Annotated in this window: 18 protein-coding genes; 16 read left to right on the top strand and 2 right to left on the bottom strand. The window is 61.1% G+C overall.

The window, feature by feature from the left end; all coding sequences use genetic code 11:
- Positions 1-52: 52 nt before the first annotated feature.
- On the bottom strand, positions 53-883 hold the full coding sequence (locus QFZ88_RS18435; RefSeq protein ID WP_307418909.1) for a MurR/RpiR family transcriptional regulator: 831 nt from the start codon (positions 881-883) through the stop codon (positions 53-55).
- A gap of 229 nt (positions 884-1,112) precedes the next feature.
- On the opposite strand from QFZ88_RS18435, the gene QFZ88_RS18430 reads away from it, so the two are divergent.
- The 9 genes from QFZ88_RS18430 to QFZ88_RS18390 all read left to right on the top strand — a co-directional run bounded on the left by QFZ88_RS18430 (position 1,113) and on the right by QFZ88_RS18390 (position 9,094).
- Entirely contained in the window at positions 1,113-1,286 is a 174-nt protein-coding gene (locus tag QFZ88_RS18430) for a hypothetical protein (protein WP_167523843.1), read from the top strand.
- 119 nt (positions 1,287-1,405) lie between these two features.
- The gene (locus QFZ88_RS18425) at positions 1,406-2,380 is read left to right on the top strand and encodes a SctD/MshK family protein (RefSeq protein ID WP_065997513.1); all 975 of its coding nucleotides are present in this window, start codon (positions 1,406-1,408) and stop codon (positions 2,378-2,380) included.
- Positions 2,377-2,802, top strand: coding sequence for a hypothetical protein (locus tag QFZ88_RS18420; RefSeq protein ID WP_065997515.1), 426 nt, complete (start codon positions 2,377-2,379; stop codon positions 2,800-2,802). The genes QFZ88_RS18425 and QFZ88_RS18420 overlap by 4 nt, the downstream gene beginning before the upstream one ends.
- A gap of 89 nt (positions 2,803-2,891) precedes the next feature.
- Complete coding sequence (locus QFZ88_RS18415) at positions 2,892-3,131, top strand: hypothetical protein (protein WP_245317474.1); 240 nt, start codon at positions 2,892-2,894, stop codon at positions 3,129-3,131.
- Entirely contained in the window at positions 3,128-5,281 is a 2,154-nt protein-coding gene (gene sctV / locus QFZ88_RS18410; protein WP_065997521.1) for a type III secretion system export apparatus subunit SctV, read from the top strand. Before QFZ88_RS18415 ends, sctV begins: the two co-directional genes overlap by 4 nt.
- Before the next feature lie 212 nt (positions 5,282-5,493).
- Positions 5,494-6,705 (top strand): type II and III secretion system protein family protein, encoded by a 1,212-nt coding sequence (locus QFZ88_RS18405; RefSeq protein WP_245317475.1) that lies wholly within the window; start codon positions 5,494-5,496, stop codon positions 6,703-6,705.
- 10 nt (positions 6,706-6,715) lie between these two features.
- The gene (locus tag QFZ88_RS18400) at positions 6,716-7,150 is read left to right on the top strand and encodes a hypothetical protein (RefSeq protein WP_065997525.1); all 435 of its coding nucleotides are present in this window, start codon (positions 6,716-6,718) and stop codon (positions 7,148-7,150) included.
- An 80-nt stretch (positions 7,151-7,230) separates the two neighbouring features.
- The gene (locus tag QFZ88_RS18395) at positions 7,231-8,028 is read left to right on the top strand and encodes a tetratricopeptide repeat protein (protein ID WP_083237690.1); all 798 of its coding nucleotides are present in this window, start codon (positions 7,231-7,233) and stop codon (positions 8,026-8,028) included.
- A 25-nt stretch (positions 8,029-8,053) separates the two neighbouring features.
- On the top strand, positions 8,054-9,094 hold the full coding sequence (locus QFZ88_RS18390) for an EscU/YscU/HrcU family type III secretion system export apparatus switch protein (protein WP_065997527.1): 1,041 nt from the start codon (positions 8,054-8,056) through the stop codon (positions 9,092-9,094).
- 108 nt (positions 9,095-9,202) lie between these two features.
- On the opposite strand, the gene QFZ88_RS18385 is transcribed toward QFZ88_RS18390, so the two are convergent.
- Complete coding sequence (locus tag QFZ88_RS18385; protein ID WP_065997531.1) at positions 9,203-9,904, bottom strand: GntR family transcriptional regulator; 702 nt, start codon at positions 9,902-9,904, stop codon at positions 9,203-9,205.
- A gap of 270 nt (positions 9,905-10,174) precedes the next feature.
- On the opposite strand from QFZ88_RS18385, the gene QFZ88_RS18380 reads away from it, so the two are divergent.
- The 7 genes from QFZ88_RS18380 (at position 10,175) to QFZ88_RS18350 (ending at position 18,201) form a co-directional block, all read left to right on the top strand.
- On the top strand, positions 10,175-11,170 hold the full coding sequence (locus QFZ88_RS18380; RefSeq protein ID WP_307420634.1) for an ABC transporter substrate-binding protein: 996 nt from the start codon (positions 10,175-10,177) through the stop codon (positions 11,168-11,170).
- Positions 11,171-11,243: 73 nt separating this feature from the next.
- Positions 11,244-12,326, top strand: a complete 1,083-nt coding sequence (locus tag QFZ88_RS18375) for an ABC transporter ATP-binding protein (protein ID WP_065997735.1) — start codon at positions 11,244-11,246, stop codon at positions 12,324-12,326.
- Positions 12,323-13,246 carry an ABC transporter permease gene (locus tag QFZ88_RS18370; protein WP_065997534.1) on the top strand — a complete coding sequence of 308 codons (924 nt, stop codon included), beginning with the start codon at positions 12,323-12,325 and terminating at the stop codon, positions 13,244-13,246. Before QFZ88_RS18375 ends, QFZ88_RS18370 begins: the two co-directional genes overlap by 4 nt.
- Positions 13,243-14,043 (top strand): ABC transporter permease, encoded by an 801-nt coding sequence (locus tag QFZ88_RS18365; RefSeq protein WP_065997535.1) that lies wholly within the window; start codon positions 13,243-13,245, stop codon positions 14,041-14,043. Before QFZ88_RS18370 ends, QFZ88_RS18365 begins: the two co-directional genes overlap by 4 nt.
- Before the next feature lie 19 nt (positions 14,044-14,062).
- Positions 14,063-15,649: a gamma-glutamyltransferase gene (gene ggt, locus QFZ88_RS18360; protein WP_065997539.1), complete on the top strand. Its 1,587-nt coding sequence runs from the start codon at positions 14,063-14,065 to the stop codon at positions 15,647-15,649.
- A gap of 42 nt (positions 15,650-15,691) precedes the next feature.
- On the top strand, positions 15,692-17,221 hold the full coding sequence (locus tag QFZ88_RS18355) for an acyl--CoA ligase (RefSeq protein ID WP_065997541.1): 1,530 nt from the start codon (positions 15,692-15,694) through the stop codon (positions 17,219-17,221).
- A complete protein-coding gene (locus QFZ88_RS18350; RefSeq protein WP_065997543.1) occupies positions 17,221-18,201 on the top strand; it encodes a 2-dehydropantoate 2-reductase in 981 nt (326 codons plus the stop codon). The genes QFZ88_RS18355 and QFZ88_RS18350 overlap by 1 nt, the downstream gene beginning before the upstream one ends.
- Positions 18,202-18,274: the final 73 nt, after the last annotated feature.

Here is an 18,274-nt window from a genome sequence, read left to right as displayed (position 1 = left end):
CGCCCTTTGGGGGCTGGCCGAAGGTCCGTCCGATAAGCACCCAGGAAGAATGCTAGCGAGCGGCCTTCCAATAGACGCCGAAGGCAGCGAGCTGCTCTTGCGACTGTTTGAATTTCTCGACGGCGTCGACATCGGTCAGCGGGGTGGCCAGAGCGACCAGGATTTCAACCGCGGCGAATGCCGGCACCATGCTTGGGAAAAACGAACTTGAATTCGATGTCACCACGATTGTCTCGCGCGCCATGCGCGCCAGCGGAGAGACGCTGCTGTCGGTAATGGCCAGTACCGCCGCGCCCTGGCTTGCGGACTGACGGGCAAAATCGATGGTAGCGCGTTCGTAGGGCGCGGACCCGACGACGAGCACGACATCGCCAACCTTGGCATCCAGCAGTGCCTCGGCGCCAGCCACGAGCACGGCCTTGCGGTCCTCGCCGAGGAGCGGCGAAATCGTCTGCACGAAATGGCTGGCGACCGAACGCGAGGGTCCGAAGCCCAAACCAAAAATGGTCGTCGACCCGGCAATCAGCTTGGCGGCTGCCAGAAACTGCATGGCACTGCCATATTCGCCGAGACTGGCGATCTGAGCGGCGAGCGTATCCGCCGCGATACCAGCCGCCGGGTAATCCGGATCCTGTTGCGGCAACGGGTTGGCGCGCGCGCCCTCGCCTGCACCGCGCTCACGCAGGGCGCGAGCGTACAGGCTGCGTATATCCTCGTAGCCGTCGAGGCCAAGCCAGCGCGCCAGCCGCATCATGGTGCTGTGCGATACACCCGCCTGACTGGCCTGCTTGCGCATGGACATCAAGGCGACGCCCTGAGGGTCGTCAAGCACAAAACGTGCCGCAACCTGCAGCTGCGGCGGCATCGTTTCGAATCGCTCCACGAGCAGTTCCGACAAAGGACCTTTTTCCATTTCCTAAACCCCAATTTGCCCGGTTCGAATTTTACCTGCAGCCCGCCGACAATGCAACAGTTGGAATTTTCGTGATTTACGCATTCCAAATGGACTTTCTATTTCCGCGGCGCTGCACTAAGTTTGAGCGGCAATCTAAAGAGAGTCCATTACGCCGGGCTGTCACGATTGCGTGGAATGGTTCCTCAAGGAGACAGTCATGACCACTACCCCTCCCGTCAACGGCGGAAGTCCGGAGCAGAACCTGGACAAGATGATCAAGCAGCAGGAGCGGATGTTCGGCCTGGAGATCAACAAAGAGATCGCCAAGTCCCAGCACGACATGTTGATGAGCACCGCCAGGACGCTTGGCCAGTCGGCCGAAAAGGCCTGAGGCGCAAGGTTTATCGCCTATTCCGCGCCGCCGGAGGTTGCCGGCGGCGTGCTGTTTCCCGGCGCGTGACTATCGTGCCGGCCGAAATGTGAAATCGTTTTGGCAGGAGGTTGAAAAGCATGAGCGCTCACTCGACCCGAAAGCTTGAAGGTGGCGCAGGCAAGCTTGCGTTGCGTGCCGTTGCGAGCGGTGCCACAAGCCTGGTCCCTGACAAACCCGCGACGCTGGCCGTCACCCGCGGTTTCCACAATGGGGCCAGCCTGGAATTGACCGAACCATCCTATGTGATCGGCTCGGACGGCGCTTCGGATATCGTCCTCAGGGATCCAGGAATCGCAGCGCTCCACGCCAGGCTTCACCGCAAGGGTAACCTGGTTGAAATCGAAGCCATCGGCGGCGACCTGGAACTTGCCGGCGGCGAAACCATCTGGAAGGGTCAGGGTTGCCGGCGCCGCCTGCCGCTCGGCATTTCGCTGGGCGACGCACAGTTACGCCTCACGGGACCTGCTCCCACAAAGAGCCGATGGTCGCTGCCGCGACGCCCGTTGCTAGCAGGGGGTGTTCTCATCGCCGCGGTTTTTGCGATTTCCATCGCAGCCAATGGCCTGTCCATCGCAAAGACCGATGACAAGCCAGCCAGCCTCGCGCTCGCCGACGGCGAAGTAACGGGCAGCGTTCCCGGAAACGGCGCCGACGCGGAACATCTGGCGGCAGCGCAGGCTGAATTGACAGCGCGCCTCGCACAATCTGGTCTGGAGACCGTTGCCGTCGGACGCTCGTCTGAACGTCTTGTCGTATCGGGCACGATACCCAATGCGCAATCAGGTACCTGGACCGAAGTCCGTTTGTGGTTCGACCAGAAATTCGGTCAAGTGCCGCTTGTTTCGAACATCGCCGTTGGCGATGCCGCGCAACCGCCGCGCCTCACCTTGCAGGCAATCTGGTACGGCGAACGGCCCTATGTAATCGCCGGGGATGGAACACGGTATCACGAAGGCGCTTTCACGAATGACGGCTGGACGATCAAGGAGATCGGCCAGACCGCGCTTGTGCTGACCAAGGGCGGCGCCACGGTCGCGCTGAAATACCAGTGAGCCGCCGCGTTGATGGGCCACGTTTCGACGCAAGACCGGAATCGATCGGCCGGGATGCGGACGCGTCGCCCGCACAACCGATCGAACGCCGGCGTCTGAATGGCATCAACCGGCGCAAGGCGAAGGGCGCAAACTCCACCTCCGGTGCCGAAGGGCTTGAAACAGAGGCTTTCAACGGACCATCGGCAGGTACCGGCGGCAAATCGCTCGATGAAATTCTCGCCGAGTTCGTCATGCCGGAAATCCCCGAGCCGGCGATCCTGCGGCGTTCGGTTCCCATACTGCACCATTTCATCACGGAGATTGTACCCGATCTTGAGGGCGGAGAGCCGCTGAGAGCGCTCGCCAGGACGTTGATGGAAGACGAGATCGAGCGGCATCGGGAACTGCTCGGACGTCTGCAAGGAGGGACTGGAATCTGACCGGGCCGCATGAGGCTGCACATCTGCTGCATGTCCTTGGCCATCTCTACGGATGTCACGGCCAGGCCAGGCGGGGTGCGGTCTATCTGTTGATTGCGGCACAGCTTTCGCCGGAAGACTCCGGCGTACTGAGAACATTGGCACACCTGCTCATATTGGACGGAGAAGCCGACAAGGCGCTCGCCACGATCGCCAGGTTGGAGACATTGGAAGGAATGCAACACCCCACCCTTCACCTCCTAAAGAGCCGCGCTCTGCTTGTGGCCGGGCGCAAGACGGAAGCGCGCGAAGCCTTCCAGCGCTTTCTGGCAAAAAGGCAGGTGCAATGACCTTTTCGCAACGGCTGCTGCAACTGCTCGGCAAAGCCTCCCAACGCGGCGATCTGGTCATTGCCGTGCTGATGCTGGTGGCCGTGGTGATGATGTTGATCCCGCTGCCGACCTTCCTGGTCGACACGCTGATCACCGCCAACATCGCGCTCAGCGTCCTCATCCTGCTGGTCGCCTTTTATGTCTCGCATCCGCTTGAATTTTCGTCGCTGCCTTCCGTCATCCTGATCGCGACGCTGTTTCGCCTGGCAATCACCATCACGACGACCCGCCTGATTCTGCTGCAGGCCGATGCCGGCGAGATCATCTCGGCCTTCGGCAATTTCGTCGTCGGCGGCAGCATCGCGGTGGGGCTGGTGGTTTTCCTCATCATCACCGTGGCGCAGTTCATCGTCATCGCGCGCGGTGCCGAGCGTGTTGCCGAAGTGGCCGCGCGCTTTACGCTCGACGCGTTACCCGGCAAGCAGATGAGCATCGACGCCGAGCTCAGGAACGGCGACATCGACCAGGTCGAAGCCAGACACCTGCGCCGGCAGCTCGAGCGCGAAAGCCAGCTTTTCGGTGCGATGGACGGCGCCATGAAATTCGTCAAGGGCGACGTCATCGCCGGCATCGTCATCATCCTTGTGAACCTCATCGGCGGTTTTACCGTTGGCACGTTGCAGCACGGCATGTCGATCGGCAAGGCGGCGTCGACCTATTCGCTGCTCACGGTCGGCGACGGCCTTGTGGCGCAGATCCCTGCCCTGCTCGTCGCGATCGCGGCCGGCACGATGGTGACGCGTGTCGGCGGCGCCGACGGTACGGAGGATCTCGGCAGGCAGATCAGCTTCCAGTTGCTGCGCGATCCGCGCGCCCTCGGCCTTGCCGCGCTGATCATGATGGGACTGGCGCTGGTGCCGGGTTTTCCCAGCCTTGTCTTCGTCGCGCTCGGCATCGCCTTCGGTGCAGGCGCCTTCATGATCCATCGTAATACACGTCGCGAAGACGAACCGGCGGAAACCCTGCCCGCAACGACACGGCAAGAGCCCGAAAATGCGACCGCGCTCGCGGAGAACGCCAGGCCGCTGCTCGGCTCCAGCCGCATCGTGGTCAGGCTTGGAAAGGCGCTGGCTACCGAAGTGGCAGAGCCGCAATTTCGCCAGCGGACCGAAGCGATGGGTCGAAAGATATTCGAGGATCTCGGTGTCGAGATTCCACCCATCGGGGTTGACGTCAACGAGACGATCGCGCCGCGCAACATCCGCATCGACCTCGAAGGTGTGCCGATCGTGGAAGCCGAGATTCCGGCCGACCAGGTGCTCGTCGAAACCGAGGCAAGCCATCTCGAACTGCTCAGCCTCAGTTATGAGGAAGGTGCTGCGCTCGTCGGCCAGCGCAAATTCTCCTGGGTCGATCGGGACGGCGTTTCCGCGCTCGAAGAGGCACAATTGCCTTATTTGGAACCGCTCGACATCGCTTCCAAATGGACCGCGCATGCGCTCCAGCTCTATTGCGGCCATTTCGTCGGCATCCAGGAAACGCGCAAGCTGCTCTCCGAAATGGAGACGGATTATGCCGACCTGGTGCGGCAGGCCGTCGAGATCGTACCGTTGCAGAAGATCGCCGACGTGCTGAGGCGGCTGGTGGCTGAAAACGTGCCGATCCGCAATCTGCGGCTCGTGCTGGAAGCACTGGTCGAGGCGGGACAGCGCGACCAGGATGTTGTCCAGCTTACCGAGCATGTGCGAACGGCGTTGCGGCGGCAGATCAGTTTCCGCGTTGCCGACCGCAACAACATCATCTCCGCCTATGTGTTGCAACGCTCTGCCGAGGATATCCTGCGCGAAGCGGTACAGACGACATCGACCGGAGCCTTTCTCAACACAGCCGACGCCGCCGTGCAGGCGCTGGCCGCGGAGATCGAGCGTCACCTTTCGCGGGCAGCCGCCAGTGTTTCGCCCGTGATCGTGACGGCGGCCGATATACGCCGCCACTTGCGCGCGCTTCTGGTGCAGAACGGCATCGAACTGCCGGTTCTTTCCTTTCCGGAACTCGCGCCTGAATTCAACGTCCAGCCGCTGGCAACGATCTCGGGAAATTCGGGGCGATCCAGAACCCCATCGCTGCCTTCGGCCGGCGCGTTGGGTGGGCAAAACACCGCCGGATGAACAGGGACGAAAAGCAACGGCATCGGGGACCAACGAATGCCGGCCATGATCGAGAGAGGGACTGCATGCCTAGCCGCCATACCACGAGAGCCGAACGACGATACAGCTGTTCGGCCCTGATGAAAATGTCGCGGCTGGCGCTCGCCCTTACGGTTTTCCTGATGGGTCTTATTTCAACACTGACGAACCTCGGAGCGCAGGAGATTTCGGGTTTGCCAGCGCAGCCGACGGTGGACCTGCCCGTTGGGCAGGGACGTCTGTTGCGCTTCAGCGAACCGGTCGAATCCGTGCTGATCGCCGATACGACGATCGCCGACCTGCAGATCGTCTCACCGGGGCTGGTCTATGTCTTCGGCCTGAAGCCCGGCCTGACCAATCTCATCGCGATTACCGCCGACGAACGCATCAAGGCGACGGCCCAGTTTCGTGTGACCGCCGATATCTCTTCAGCCAATCAGGCCAAAAAGGCGATGCGCCCGAATTCGGCGACCAATCTCGCCATTTTCGGCAACCGCATCGTCACGACCGGGGAAGCCCGTGGCGTCGAGGAGGCGACCGACATGGACAACATTGCCCGCACCTTCTCCCCGCCAGAACAGCCGCCGATCAACAACATGACGGTGGGCGGCTCGCAGCAGGTCAACATCCGGGTGCGTTTCGCCGAGGTTTCGCGCACGGAACTGCAATCCTACGGCGTGGATTGGAACGTCGGCTACAAGAGCGCCGGCTTCGAATTCAACATGTTTCAGAACAATGGCGTACCGAGCGGCAACAATGGAAACTTCGGCCTCAACCTGAGCCAGGACCACGGCATAAACTTCGATATTCTCATCGAGGCGCTCCAGCGCAACGGTATCGTCAAGATCCTGGCTGAGCCGAACCTGACGGCCGTGACCGGCCAGACGGCGAAATTCCTGGCTGGCGGCGAAATCCCTATACCCATTCCTCAAGGCAACAACGTCGTCACGGTGCAATACAAGCAATTCGGCGTGTCGCTGGGGTTTACGCCGACGCTGATCGGTCGCAACCGGATCGCTCTCAACGTGCAGCCGGAGGTCAGCTCATTGTCCGACAGTGGCGCCACCGTTGGTGCCAACGGCTTCCAGTTGCCGAGCTTCGTCGTGCGCCGTGCCGACACCACCGTCGAGGTGGCAAGTGGTCAGACCTTCGCCATCGCTGGCCTGTTCCAGCAACGCACCGCGCGCAATGTCGAGAAATTCCCGGTGCTTGGCGACGTGCCGGTGCTTGGACCACTGTTTCAGTCGCAGCGTTTCCAACGTGAGGAAACCGAACTCGTCATCCTGATCACACCCTATCTGGTCGAGCCGGTGCGCGACGGCCTCGCTACCCCTCAGGACCGTCCGGCGAAACGCGCAAAGCGCAAGGCCAAGGGTGGCTCGTCCGTTGGCCTGATCGTCAAATAGGAGAAGCGCGATGAACGTGTCGAGCACCTTTTATGCTGTCATCCCGGCTATCCTCTTGTGCGGCTGTGTCGGCAACACCAGACCCGAGCAGGACTATTCGCCGGGTTACAGCTACGTGGCGACCGGCACCGGCGGCTCTGACAAGAGCGTGTCCGGCTCGGTTCTGGCGCCTGACGCCTGCCTGAACGAACCGGCCGACGACGACAATCCACCGGCCGCCTCATCGGCCAGCCTGACGCGGGTTTCCGGCGTCGGCTCGCACCTGCCGCCGGGCTGCTCCAATGCCTACAACCTGCAGCGCATGGTCGAGAGTCAACGCGACCTGGTCGAAGGTCGCCGCATGGGGCCCGCCGCAGCAGGTCCGACGGCGCGCGCCGCGCGTCGTTATCTCGACGGCGAGAAGCCGGAGCCGTCTGCCGAGACCCCTAACATGACGACCAATTAGCCAATGGCGCCGTCTCCAGGACGGCGCGGCCGTGATGAGTTCGCAAACCGACGATAGAAGGTGAACGGGGAGAGATGGATATGCGTGTCGTTTTCCTGCCGGCTTTGGCGATCCTGACGCTGGCGGCCTGCCAGACAGGGACCCAAAGCGCCGTCAATCAAAAGAGTGCTGCCCCGGCCTCGCCGTCGGAGCGCCTGATCAAGCTCGCCGACGACATTGCAAAGCGCGGCGACAGCGATACGGCGATCGCACTCTACCAGAAGGCCGCGGCCTTGCCCGATGCGCGTCCAAGCGCTTATGTCAAAACCGGTGACGCCTACATGCGTGCCGGCGAACCGGACCAGGCCGCCAAGGCCTATCAAGCGGCACTGGCCAAGGCGCCGAACAATGGCGAAGCGATGCTTGGCCTCGGTTCAGCGATGATGGATGCCGGCGACTACAATGCGGGTATGCGGGCGCTTGCCCAGGCGGCACCGCTGGTCAACACAAGCAGTTCCTATAACCGGCTCGGCGTGGCGCAGACGCTTTCAGGCCACACGCAGGAAGCACAGGTCACCTTTGGCCAGGCACTCAAGATGGCGCCTGGCGACCTCGATATCGAGACCAACATGGCTCTGGCGGCCGGGCTTGAAGGCAATGCCGGCGTGGCGCTGCCATTGGCGCAAAAGCTCGTCAGCGCCTCCAATGCACAATTGCATCACAAGCGCGACGCCGTCATCGTCTACGGCCTGCTGGGTCAGGGCGATCAGCTTCGCGCCGCCCCGCCGGTCGGCCTGCCAACGCAGGAGATCAACAAGCTGTTGTCTCAGGCGCAGTCCATCCGCGCCAAGGGCAGCACGCAGGCCAGGGCCCAGGCGCTAGGCTCCGTCCTAGGTTAGCAACAGGACCCGGCAGGCTGGCGACATGGCCGAAGAAGCTGAGGAAAAAAGACTACCGGCATCCGACAAGAAGCTGCGCGATGCCAAACGCAAGGGCCAGGCCTCGCAAAGCCGCGACTTTGTTTCAGGCTTCGGCCTGTGCGCTGCCCTTGCCTATATCTATCTCGTCTGGCCGAGCGCCTTGGCGCATTTTTCCGAACTGGTCGACACGATAACCGACTACAACGTCCCGTTCGGCGAAATTTTGCTACGCAGCGGCCGTCACGCCTTTTTCCTGCTTATGTTCGTCACCGTCCCGTTGGCTGGGATCGTGGTCGTGACCACGATCGTCTTCGGCATGCTGGCGACGTTCGGCCCGGTCTTTTCCTTCGAAACCGTCAAACCGCAATTCGACCACATCAATCCGGCGAAGGGCCTGCAGAAGATCATGTCTGTGCGCAATGTCGTCGAGTTCGCGAAGGGCTTGGCCAAGCTGACATTCCTGTCCGCCCTGTTCGTCGTGATCCTGGTGCAGTGGCTGCAACCGCTTTTCGACGCGCCGGGATGCGGCATGTCCTGCATGACGCCAATGCTGTGGGGCGTGATGGTTCCAGTCGGCGTTTCGGCAGCCCTTGCCTTCCTCGCCATCGGCATTCTCGACGTGCCGCTGCAGCGTTGGCTGTTCCTGCGCGACATGCGCATGACCACGACCGAGTACAAGCGCGAACAGAAGGACATGGAAGGCGATCCGCTCATACGCCAGGAACAGCGACGCCAGCGGCGGGAAGCCGTGCAGCGGCCGGCACGACTGGGTGTCCAGAACGCCGTCATCGTGTTCGCCGGAGACGAACTGGCGGTGGGGTTGCGCTACATCAAAGGCGAAACGCCGGTTCCGACAATCGTGGCCAAGGGACAGGGCCGCGCGGCGCTTGATATGATTTCCCAGTCTCGGGCAGCCGGCATCCCCGTCGTGCAAGACGCCGCCCTAGCCCAGGATCTTTTTGAAAAGACCAATATCGGGAATTACGTCGGCCAGGCCATGTTCTCGCCGATCGTGCGTCATCTCGTCCGTCACAGGCTAACCTGATCCTCGCCACAACAGGGCGAATTATTGGGCACGCCACTTGCATATCAAGCAGTTCCATTATCATTGGCCATTAGACGATCGCGATCACAATCCCCCGACATCCCTCTTTCAAGACGCCTTGATCCGAAAATTCTGGTAGTCGGATTTCGCTTGCAATAACCGCAGAATACTCTCACGCGAACCGCGGACATGGGCGCGTGCCAAAGCACCGGCCCGCTCAGAATTGCCGGCGCAAATCGCTTCGACAATCTCAGCATGTTCATCGCGAGCGATCTTCCATTCATCCAACCACAGCAGTTCGGTCCAGATATAGTGCTGGCATTTGTCCAGAATACCGCACAGCATCTCATGCAGCATGACATTGCCGCTGATCTCGGCGATGACACGATGGAGGTCTATACCAACCTCGAGTTCCTGGAATTTTTCCTGTGTGGTGCGATCGGGAATGGCTGCCAGTTGCTCGGCTTCCGCAAGCATGGCGCGCAGCCGGGCTTTGTCCTGAACAGTCGCGGCAACGGCAGCCAGTTCGGTCGCGTGGCCGTCGAGCAATTCGCGGATGTCAAACGCTTCGCGAAACATGTTGATGTCGAATTCGGTGACGGCGTAGCCCTGGCGCGGCCGACCGGTGACCAAGCCGTCGCGCTCCAGGCGATTGAACGCTTCACGCACCGGCGTGCGGCTGACTTTGAGTTTCGCTGCGATGTCACTCTCGGTGACGCGCGATCCGGGTGGAACCTGACCGGTTACAATCATTGCTTTGAGGGCGGAGTAGACGGAATCGCGTAAGGTATTTTTGGTTTTTTTGGCCAAGGCTGGTTCCAGTTCTCCGGCCGTTTCGCCGGCGGTCTTAACGCTTCTCGCATAGCTGTATGCAAATTCGGCCCTGTTTGTCACGACCGATACGCCGTGGTGCGGCTCTGGAATTGGGCTAGTCCTCAGCCGCTGTTGACATTGCAAACCCTCCAGGTACATTTAATTGTATACAAAATCGCATGCGAATGCAAAGCGATGGGAACACTGGCTGGAGCGTTGAAAATGAACAGAACCAAAGGCGTTACGGTTTTTGCAGCGGCAGGCTTGATGGCGGCGGTCGCGGCGCCAGCCGTGGCGGGCGATACTATCACCGTCGCCTCCTGGGGCGGCACGTATCAAGAGGCGCAGACAAAGGCCTTCTTCAGGCCGACGGCTGAAGCGCTAGGCATCACAATCAAGGAAGACACCACCAACGGCCTGGATGATGTGCGCCTTCAGGTCACCGGCAACGCGGTCAAATGGGACATTACAGAGTTGGGCGCAGATGAATGCGCGCGGGGATCCAAGGAGGGCCTGTTCGAGAAGCTCGACTACGATGTCATCGACAAGAGCGGCATCAATCCAAAGCTCGTCCATGACGACTGGATCGGCATTTCCTACACCTCGGTCGTGCTGATCTACCGAACGGATGTTTTTGGCGACAAGGGACCGAAGACCTGGGCGGATTTCTGGGATGTCAAGAAATTCCCAGGCCGCCGTGCGCTTTCGGGCAGCCAGCAGACTGAAACGCTGAGTGTCGCGGCACTGGCCAAGGGCATTCCAATCGACAAGGTCTATCCGGTCGATATCGACGGCGCGCTGCAGTCTGTAGACAAGATCCGCAACCATGTCGACGCATGGTGGACCTCCGGCGCGCAGGCCATGCAACTGGTCAAGGACGGCGAAGTTGACATGGCCAGCATCTGGAATGGCCGCGCAGGCACCTTGAGGAAAGAGGGTGCGCCCGTCAGCTTCTCCTTCGACCAGGGGGTGCTTACTGCCGATTGCATGGTCATCCCGAAGGGATCAAAGAACAAGGACCTCGCCATGAAGGCGCTGGCCAAGTTCGTCAGCCCCGACCTCCAGGCCAACCTGCCGCTCTATGTCGACAATGGACCAGCAAACGAAAAGGCCTTCGAGACCGGCAAGATACCGCCGGAGCGCATCAAGGATATCAACTCCGCGCCCGAGAACGTCAAGAAGCAGGTCCTGCAGGATCCGCAGTTCTGGCGCGACAATCTGGTCGAAGCGACCGAGAAATTCAACAACCTGATCCAGCAATAGCTGCTGTCGGAGTGGCGCACGGCCACTCCGTTCCGCTTCGCCGACAAAAGACCCGGAGTTGAAGGAGATGCTCTTGTCCCTCGCGCCGTCCGCGCTCCCCATCGGCATACATCATATCGAGAAGCGCTTTGGTGCTTTGTCCATTCTCAGCGATCTCAGCCTTGATGTCGCGGCGGGCGAATTCCTCACGCTGCTTGGTCCGTCCGGCTCAGGCAAGACGACGCTGCTGATGATCCTGGCTGGCTTCGTGCGAGCCAATGCCGGCAGCATCAAGGTGGGCAATGAAGAGATCATCACCATGGCGCCCCACAAGCGCGACATCGGCATGGTGTTCCAGAACTACGCGCTGTTTCCGCACATGAACGTGTTCCACAACGTCGCCTTCCCGTTGAAACAGCGGCGCGTCTCGGCGGCCGACACCAAGCAACGCGTGGATCGCGCGCTCGAACTCGTGCGCTTGCAGGGGCTGGGCGAGCGACGCGTCGACCAGCTCTCCGGGGGGCAGCGCCAGCGCGTCGCCCTCGCCCGCGCCATCGTCTTCGAGCCTCGCATTGTTTTGATGGATGAGCCGCTGTCGGCGCTCGACAAGGGACTGCGCGAGCACATGCAGATTGAATTGCGGAACCTTCACCGCAGGCTTGGCATGACGACCGTCTACGTTACTCATGATCAGCGCGAGGCAATCACCATGTCGGACCGCATTGCGGTCATGAATGCCGGGCGGATCGAGCAGATCGACCAACCCGAGACCATCTACGCCAGGCCGAAGACGAAGTTCGTTGCCGAGTTCATTGGCGAATCCAACTTCATTCCGGTGGAAAGCCGCAATGGCAGTATCTGGTACGAAGACAGAAGGCTGCGCCTCGACGGTCCTGCACCATCGGCAGGTCGGCATCTGATGGTGGTACGCCCGGAAAAGCTGCGGCTTCTGATCAGCACGGAAAAGGCAGAAGACCTCAACGTGCTGACAGCCACCGTAGGCGACGTTATCTATCAGGGCGACAGTTTCAGCTGCTACGCAACGCTGAAGGATGGTCGCCAGGTCACGTTGCGCGAGTTTTGCCGTTCCGACGTGTTGGCGAGATTGCCAGCGCCTGGCGAGCCCATCGCGCTCGGCATCGATGCGTCGGACATCGTACTCGTGGCAGATCAATGAGCGCCGTATCCGCAAGTCATGAGCACGCGGCACGGCCAGACGACGCGTTGAACGTTGCGGCGCTGCGCGCCGACACGCGGCGCCAGGCGCTGGGTTTTCTGGCGTTGCTGTCGCCGGGTCTGTTCCTGGTCTTCGCTGTCATCATCGTGCCAGTTGGCTGGTTGTTCTGGCTTTCGCTCTTCGATGAGACCGGTGCGCCAAGCGTTGCCAATTATGCACGCTTCTTCGAACAGGCATCCTATATCAGAACTTTCACGACCACTTTCAAAGTCGCCTTTGCGGTCACCGGGGCCTGTGTGCTGCTCGGCTATCCGCTTGCCTACCTGTTGTCGCAATTGCCGCGCCGCGCAGCCTCGATCTGCCTCGTATTCGTCATCTTGCCGTTCTGGACTTCGGTCCTGGTTCGCACCTACGCGTGGCTGGTGATCCTTCAGCGCAAGGGTCTGGTCAACAGTTGGCTGATCGACCACGGCTTGATCAGCCAACCCCTGCAACTGGCCAACAACTTCACCGGTGTCGTCATCGGCATGATCCACATCATGCTGCCATTCCTGGTTCTGCCGCTCTATGCCTCGATGAAATCCATCGATATCGACTGTCTGCGCGCGGGCATGAATCTCGGAGCCAGCCCGGCTGCCACTTTCCGGCAGATCTTCTTGCCGCTTTCGCTGCCGGGCCTCGCTTCCGGTGTTGTCATCGTCTTTGTGCTGTGCCTCGGCTTCTTCGTCACCCCAGCCCTGATGGGCGGCGGCAAGGTCATCATGTGGGCAATGCGCATGGAGCAGGCCGCCAGCCTCTATTCCAACTGGGGCGCCGGCGCGGCACTTGGTGTCGTATTGCTTGCCGTCACCTTAGCGCTGCTCGGTCTCTTCCGCTGGTTGCTCGGCGCGCGCGCGACGGGCGCCTGGAGTGCGCGATGAACGCGGAAAGCAACCTTCCAATCTCGCACTGGCAACGCCTTTGGCTCTACCTGCTCGGCGGACTTGTCATGCTGTTCCTGATCGCCCCGTCGGTGATCATCGTCATCATGTCGTTCTCCGGTTCGACGCTGCTTGAGTTTCCACCTCAGCAATGGTCGCTGCGCTGGTATCAAAGCTATTTCGGATCGGTGGAATGGCGCGATGCCACCATCGTCTCGGTCAAGGTTGCGATAATGACGGCGATCGTGGCAACGCCGCTTGGCACGGCCGCCGCCTACGCCGTCAACGCGGGTACGCTGAGACTGACAGGCACAATCAATGCGGTGCTCACGGCATCGCTGATCATTCCGGTCATCCTGATCGGCATCGGCACCTTCTTCCTCTATGCCCGCATCGGCCTCAACAACACATTGACCGGCCTCGTCATCGCTCACACCGTGCAGGCTCTGCCGCTGGTCGTGTTGACCGTGCTTTCCGGCCTGAGATCCTATGACATGAACCAGGAGATGGTGGCGCGCAGCCTCGGAGCTGGGCGTTTCGCGGCCTTCTTCCAGGTGACCATGCCACAACTGCGCTTCTCGATCGTGTCGGGTGCGCTGTTTGCCTTCATCACCTCCTTCGACGAGGTGGTCGTCTCGCTCTTCATCTCGGGCGGCGAGACGACGACGCTGACGCGGCGCATGTTCAATGCGCTGCGCGACCAGATCGACCCAACGATTGCCGCCATTTCGACATGCCTGATCGTGCTGTCGATCATCTTGTTGTCCGCTGCCCAGCTCCTTGGCCGCGGGCGCTGAATGCAGGGACCAGAACAACATGCGTGATTTCCAGCTTCCGGGCCGCTCCCCTGCCCGCGCCACCGAAGCGATGGCCGCGACGTCGCATCCGTTTTCGACACTGGCCGCGCTCGACATGTTGCGTTCCGGCGGCAACGCCATGGATGCGGCCGTTTGCGCAGCGGCCGTGCAAGCGGTGGTAGAACCGCAATCCACTGGTATCGGTGGCGATTGCTTTGTTCTCTATTGCCCCAAAGGCGAAGGCAACGTGCTCGCTTTCAACGGTTCTGGCCGCGCACCCCAGGCAGCGACAGTCGACTGGTACCTCGACCGCGGGTTTAGCGAATTGCCCATAGAAGGCGCACACGCCGTCACCGTACCTGGTGCAATCGATGCCTGGTGTCGGCTTCTGGACGACCATGGTCGCAAGGGCATCGCCGACGCACTCGCACCAGCCATCCACTACGCGGAAAACGGCTACGTCGTGCATGATCGCGTTGCCTTCGACTGGAAGGATCCAGAAATCGATCTTTCGGCCGATGAGGTTGCAGCCCGCTTGTTCCTGCCCGGCGGCAAGCCACCCAGAGCTGGAGACGTGCATTTTCAGCCAGAGCTGGCTCAGGCGTTGCGCCTCATCGCAAAACATGGCCGCTCCGGCTTCTACGAGGGATACGTCGCGGAGGACTTGGTCGGGCGGCTTCGCCACCTCGGCGGCCTCCATACGCTCGACGATTTCGCTGCAACGAGGGGCGACTACGAGTCAGCGGTCTCCACGTCTTACAAAGGCTATGACGTTCACCAGATGCCGCCCAACAATCAGGGTCTGACCGCACTCTTGATGCTGAACGTGCTCTCTGGCTTCGATCTGAGCGCTCTCGACCCCAACGGCGCCGCGCGATTGCATCTGGAGATCGAAGCCGGGCGGCTGGCCTACCGCGATCGCGACAACCTGTTTGCCGACCCGGACCATGTCGCGGTTCCTGTGAAGGAGTTGCTTTCAACTTCCCATGCCGACCGGTTGCGTGCCGCGATCGATCGCGAACATGCCATGACCGATCTGCCGCGCATCGATCTGCCAGGGAGCGATACGGTCTATATTTCCGTGGTCGACCGCGATCGCAATGCCGTCAGTTTCATCAACTCGACCTACTACTCTTTCGGCAGCGGTGTCGTTGGTGCGAAAACGGGCATCGTGCTGCAAAATCGCGGCACCAGCTTCCGCCTTGACCCCAATCATCCCAATTGTATCGCGCCCCGCAAACGACCGATGCACACGATCATGCCGGGCATGATGACGAGGGATGGCCGCGCGGTGATGCCATTTGGTGTGATGGGTGGCGGCTACCAGCCCTTCGGCCATGTCCATCTGCTGACCAACATGATCGATTTCGACATGGACCCACAGGAAGCGCTCGACGCCGCCCGTGTATTTTACAACCACGATGTCGTCGAAGCCGAGCGAGGCGTTCAGCCCCAAGCAATCCAAGGCCTGCGTCGGCGCGGACACAGGGTGGCGGAGGCCGATCATCCGCTCGGTGGTGGACAAGCCGTGCTGATCGATTGGAGGAAAGGCACGCTGACGGGGGCGTCCGACCCGCGCAAGGACGGGCTGGCGCTTGGGTATTGATCTCCTGTTGACCTTTAACGACCGTCCGCCTGGTGAGATGACATGACCACAAACGGAAACTTAGCCGATCTCACCCTCCGTCTTGTTGCTGGAGCCGAAGATGCTCCCGCGATCATGGCTCCGGGCCGACAGGCTCTCTCGCATGGCGAATTGCGTCGGCTGATCCTAAACACGGCGGTTCGACTCAACGCGCTGGGTCTTGGCCGCAACGACCGGATCGCCATCGTGCTGTCCAACGGTCCGGAAATGGCTGCCGCTTTCATCGCGTTGGCTGCAAGTGCGTCAACAGCACCACTCAATCCAGCCTACCGAGCTGACGAGTTCGAGTTCTATCTCAGCGATATAGAAGCCAAGGCCATTCTTGTCGCGGAGAATGAGGATGGTCCAGCAGTCGCCGTGGCTGGACGGCTCGGCATCGGCGTGCTGAGGCTCGTCGCACAGCCCGATGCGCCTGCCGGTCGCTTTGCGATTTCCGGCGAACCAGTCGGTTCGCCAGCCAGTCCGGGTCTGGCAGAGCAAGACGATATCGCGCTGCTCTTGCATACTTCGGGCACAACATCACGCCCCAAACTGGTGCCGCTCAGCCATGCCAACCTCGCCGCTTCGGCCGCGCATATCGGCGCCACCCTCGGTCTGTCCGCGAACGATCGCTGCCTCAACATCATGCCGCTCTTCCATATCCATGGACTGATCGCCGCGGTACTTTCCTCGCTCGCGGCAGGCGGTGGCGTCTTCTGCACGCCGGGCTTCAACGCGTTGCGCTTTTTCCAGTGGCTGAACGAGGCGCACCCAAGCTGGTACACGGCAGTACCGACGATGCATCAAGCGATCTTGCTCAGAGCGGCACGCAACGCCGATGGGCTTGCAGCGGCGAAATTGCGCTTCATCCGTTCGTGCTCCGCGTCCCTCCCGCCGCAAGTCATGGCGGAATTGGAAACGACCTTCGGTTGCCCTGTCATCGAATCCTACGGCATGACGGAGGCCACACACCAGATGGCATCCAACCCACTGCCGCCCAGCAAGCGTAAGCCAGGCAGCGTCGGTATCGCTGCAGGTCCAGAAATAGCCATCATGGCCTTGGACGGACAATTGCTGCCGCAAGGTGAAGTAGGAGAGATTGTCATTCGTGGCCCGAACGTAACCCTAGGCTACGAAAAGAACCAGGATGCCAATGCCAGCGCTTTCGCTCATGGGTGGTTTCACACTGGCGATCAGGGTGTGCTGGACGGTGAGAATTATCTGCGCGTCACCGGGCGTCTCAAGGAAATCATCAACCGCGGCGGGGAAAAAATCTCCCCGCTGGAGGTGGACAGCGTGCTGATGGACCATCCTGCGGTAGCTCAAGTCGTGACTTTCGCCGTGCCACACGAGAGGCTCGGCGAGGAGGTCGCGGCGGCGATAGTCTTACGCGAGGGGCAGAACGCAAACGAGGCTGATATTCGGGCTTTCGCCATGACGCGACTTGCCGACTTCAAGGTGCCGAGCAAGGTCATTATCCTGGAGGAAATCCCGAAGGGAGCGACCGGCAAGCTGCAGCGCATCGGTCTCGCCAGTAAGCTCGGTCTCGACTGATGCGTGTCACCGTGTTCGGCGCTGGCGCGATAGGCGGCTATGTTGCCGCCAAGCTCGGGATTACAGGCGCGGTCGACCTTTCGATCGTGGCGCGCGGAGCGCATCTTGACGCGATCAGGGACAGCGGTCTTCGCTTAATCGAGGCCGGCAAGGAAACGAGCACGCAGGTTAGGGCGGCGGCACAGGCAGAAGAACTCGGCGTTCAGGACTACGTCGTACTGGCGCTGAAGGCTCATTCCCTGGCGCCGGCTCTTGACCAGATCGCGCCACTGCTCGGACCCAACACCGCCGTCGTCACCATGCAGAACGGCGTGCCTTGGTGGTATTTTTACAAGTGCGGTGAAACGCTCGAAGGTACAAGGATCGATGCCGTCGACCCAGGTGGCATGATCTGGCGCGGTATCGGTCCGGAACGTGTGATCGGCTCAGTCGTCTATCCCGCTGTCGAGGTGGAGGCGCCGGGCCTGATCCGCCATGTCGAAGGCACCCGCTTCTCACTTGGCGAGCCTTCAGGTGAGAAGAGCGATCGCGTCATCCGCCTCGCCGCTGAATTGGTGAAAGCCGGGCTGCAGTCACCAGTCCGCGACGACATACGCAGCGAGATCTGGGTCAAGCTCTGGGGCAATCTCTCCTTCAATCCGATCTCGGCACTCACCGGCAGTACACTTGCAACCATCGTCGGCGACGACGCAACACGCGCCCTTGCCCGTACCATGATGTTGGAAGCGCGGGCGATCGGGGAAAGCCTGGGAGTTCGTTTTCCCGTGTCGGTCGATCGGCGCATCAAAGGCGCTGGTGATGTTGGCGAGCACAAGACCTCGATGCTGCAGGACCTGGAGCGCGGCCGACCGTTGGAAATCGATGCCCTGGTAACGGCGGTGCAAGAGCTTGGCCGTCTGACTGGCCATTCAACGCCGACCATCGATATCGTTCTGGCTCTTGTGCGACGCCTTGCCCGCGAACGCGGATGTTATTCCTGATCAAGGTGGCGATGCCGCACTCGTAGCACCAGCGACGTTCCGACACGACCTGGCGTCGCAAAACAAGATCTTG

Origin of the sequence: Mesorhizobium sp. YL-MeA3-2017, from assembly GCF_030814575.1 — a bacterium.
GTDB classification, from domain to species: domain Bacteria; phylum Pseudomonadota; class Alphaproteobacteria; order Rhizobiales; family Rhizobiaceae; genus Mesorhizobium; species Mesorhizobium terrae.
This window is presented reverse-complemented; position numbering and strand designations above follow the sequence as displayed.

Coding starts and splice junctions, on each gene's coding strand:
- QFZ88_RS18400 (WP_065997525.1), top strand. CDS start 6,716: ATGAACGTGTCGAGCACCTTTTATGCTGTCATCCCGGCTATCCTCTTG.
- QFZ88_RS18430 (WP_167523843.1), top strand. CDS start 1,113: ATGACCACTACCCCTCCCGTCAACGGCGGAAGTCCGGAGCAGAACCTG.
- sctV (WP_065997521.1), top strand. CDS start 3,128: ATGACCTTTTCGCAACGGCTGCTGCAACTGCTCGGCAAAGCCTCCCAA.
- QFZ88_RS18365 (WP_065997535.1), top strand. CDS start 13,243: ATGAACGCGGAAAGCAACCTTCCAATCTCGCACTGGCAACGCCTTTGG.
- QFZ88_RS18350 (WP_065997543.1), top strand. CDS start 17,221: ATGCGTGTCACCGTGTTCGGCGCTGGCGCGATAGGCGGCTATGTTGCC.
- QFZ88_RS18380 (WP_307420634.1), top strand. CDS start 10,175: ATGGCGGCGGTCGCGGCGCCAGCCGTGGCGGGCGATACTATCACCGTC.
- QFZ88_RS18390 (WP_065997527.1), top strand. CDS start 8,054: ATGGCCGAAGAAGCTGAGGAAAAAAGACTACCGGCATCCGACAAGAAG.
- QFZ88_RS18370 (WP_065997534.1), top strand. CDS start 12,323: ATGAGCGCCGTATCCGCAAGTCATGAGCACGCGGCACGGCCAGACGAC.
- QFZ88_RS18395 (WP_083237690.1), top strand. CDS start 7,231: ATGCGTGTCGTTTTCCTGCCGGCTTTGGCGATCCTGACGCTGGCGGCC.
- QFZ88_RS18355 (WP_065997541.1), top strand. CDS start 15,692: ATGACCACAAACGGAAACTTAGCCGATCTCACCCTCCGTCTTGTTGCT.
- QFZ88_RS18425 (WP_065997513.1), top strand. CDS start 1,406: ATGAGCGCTCACTCGACCCGAAAGCTTGAAGGTGGCGCAGGCAAGCTT.
- ggt (WP_065997539.1), top strand. CDS start 14,063: ATGCGTGATTTCCAGCTTCCGGGCCGCTCCCCTGCCCGCGCCACCGAA.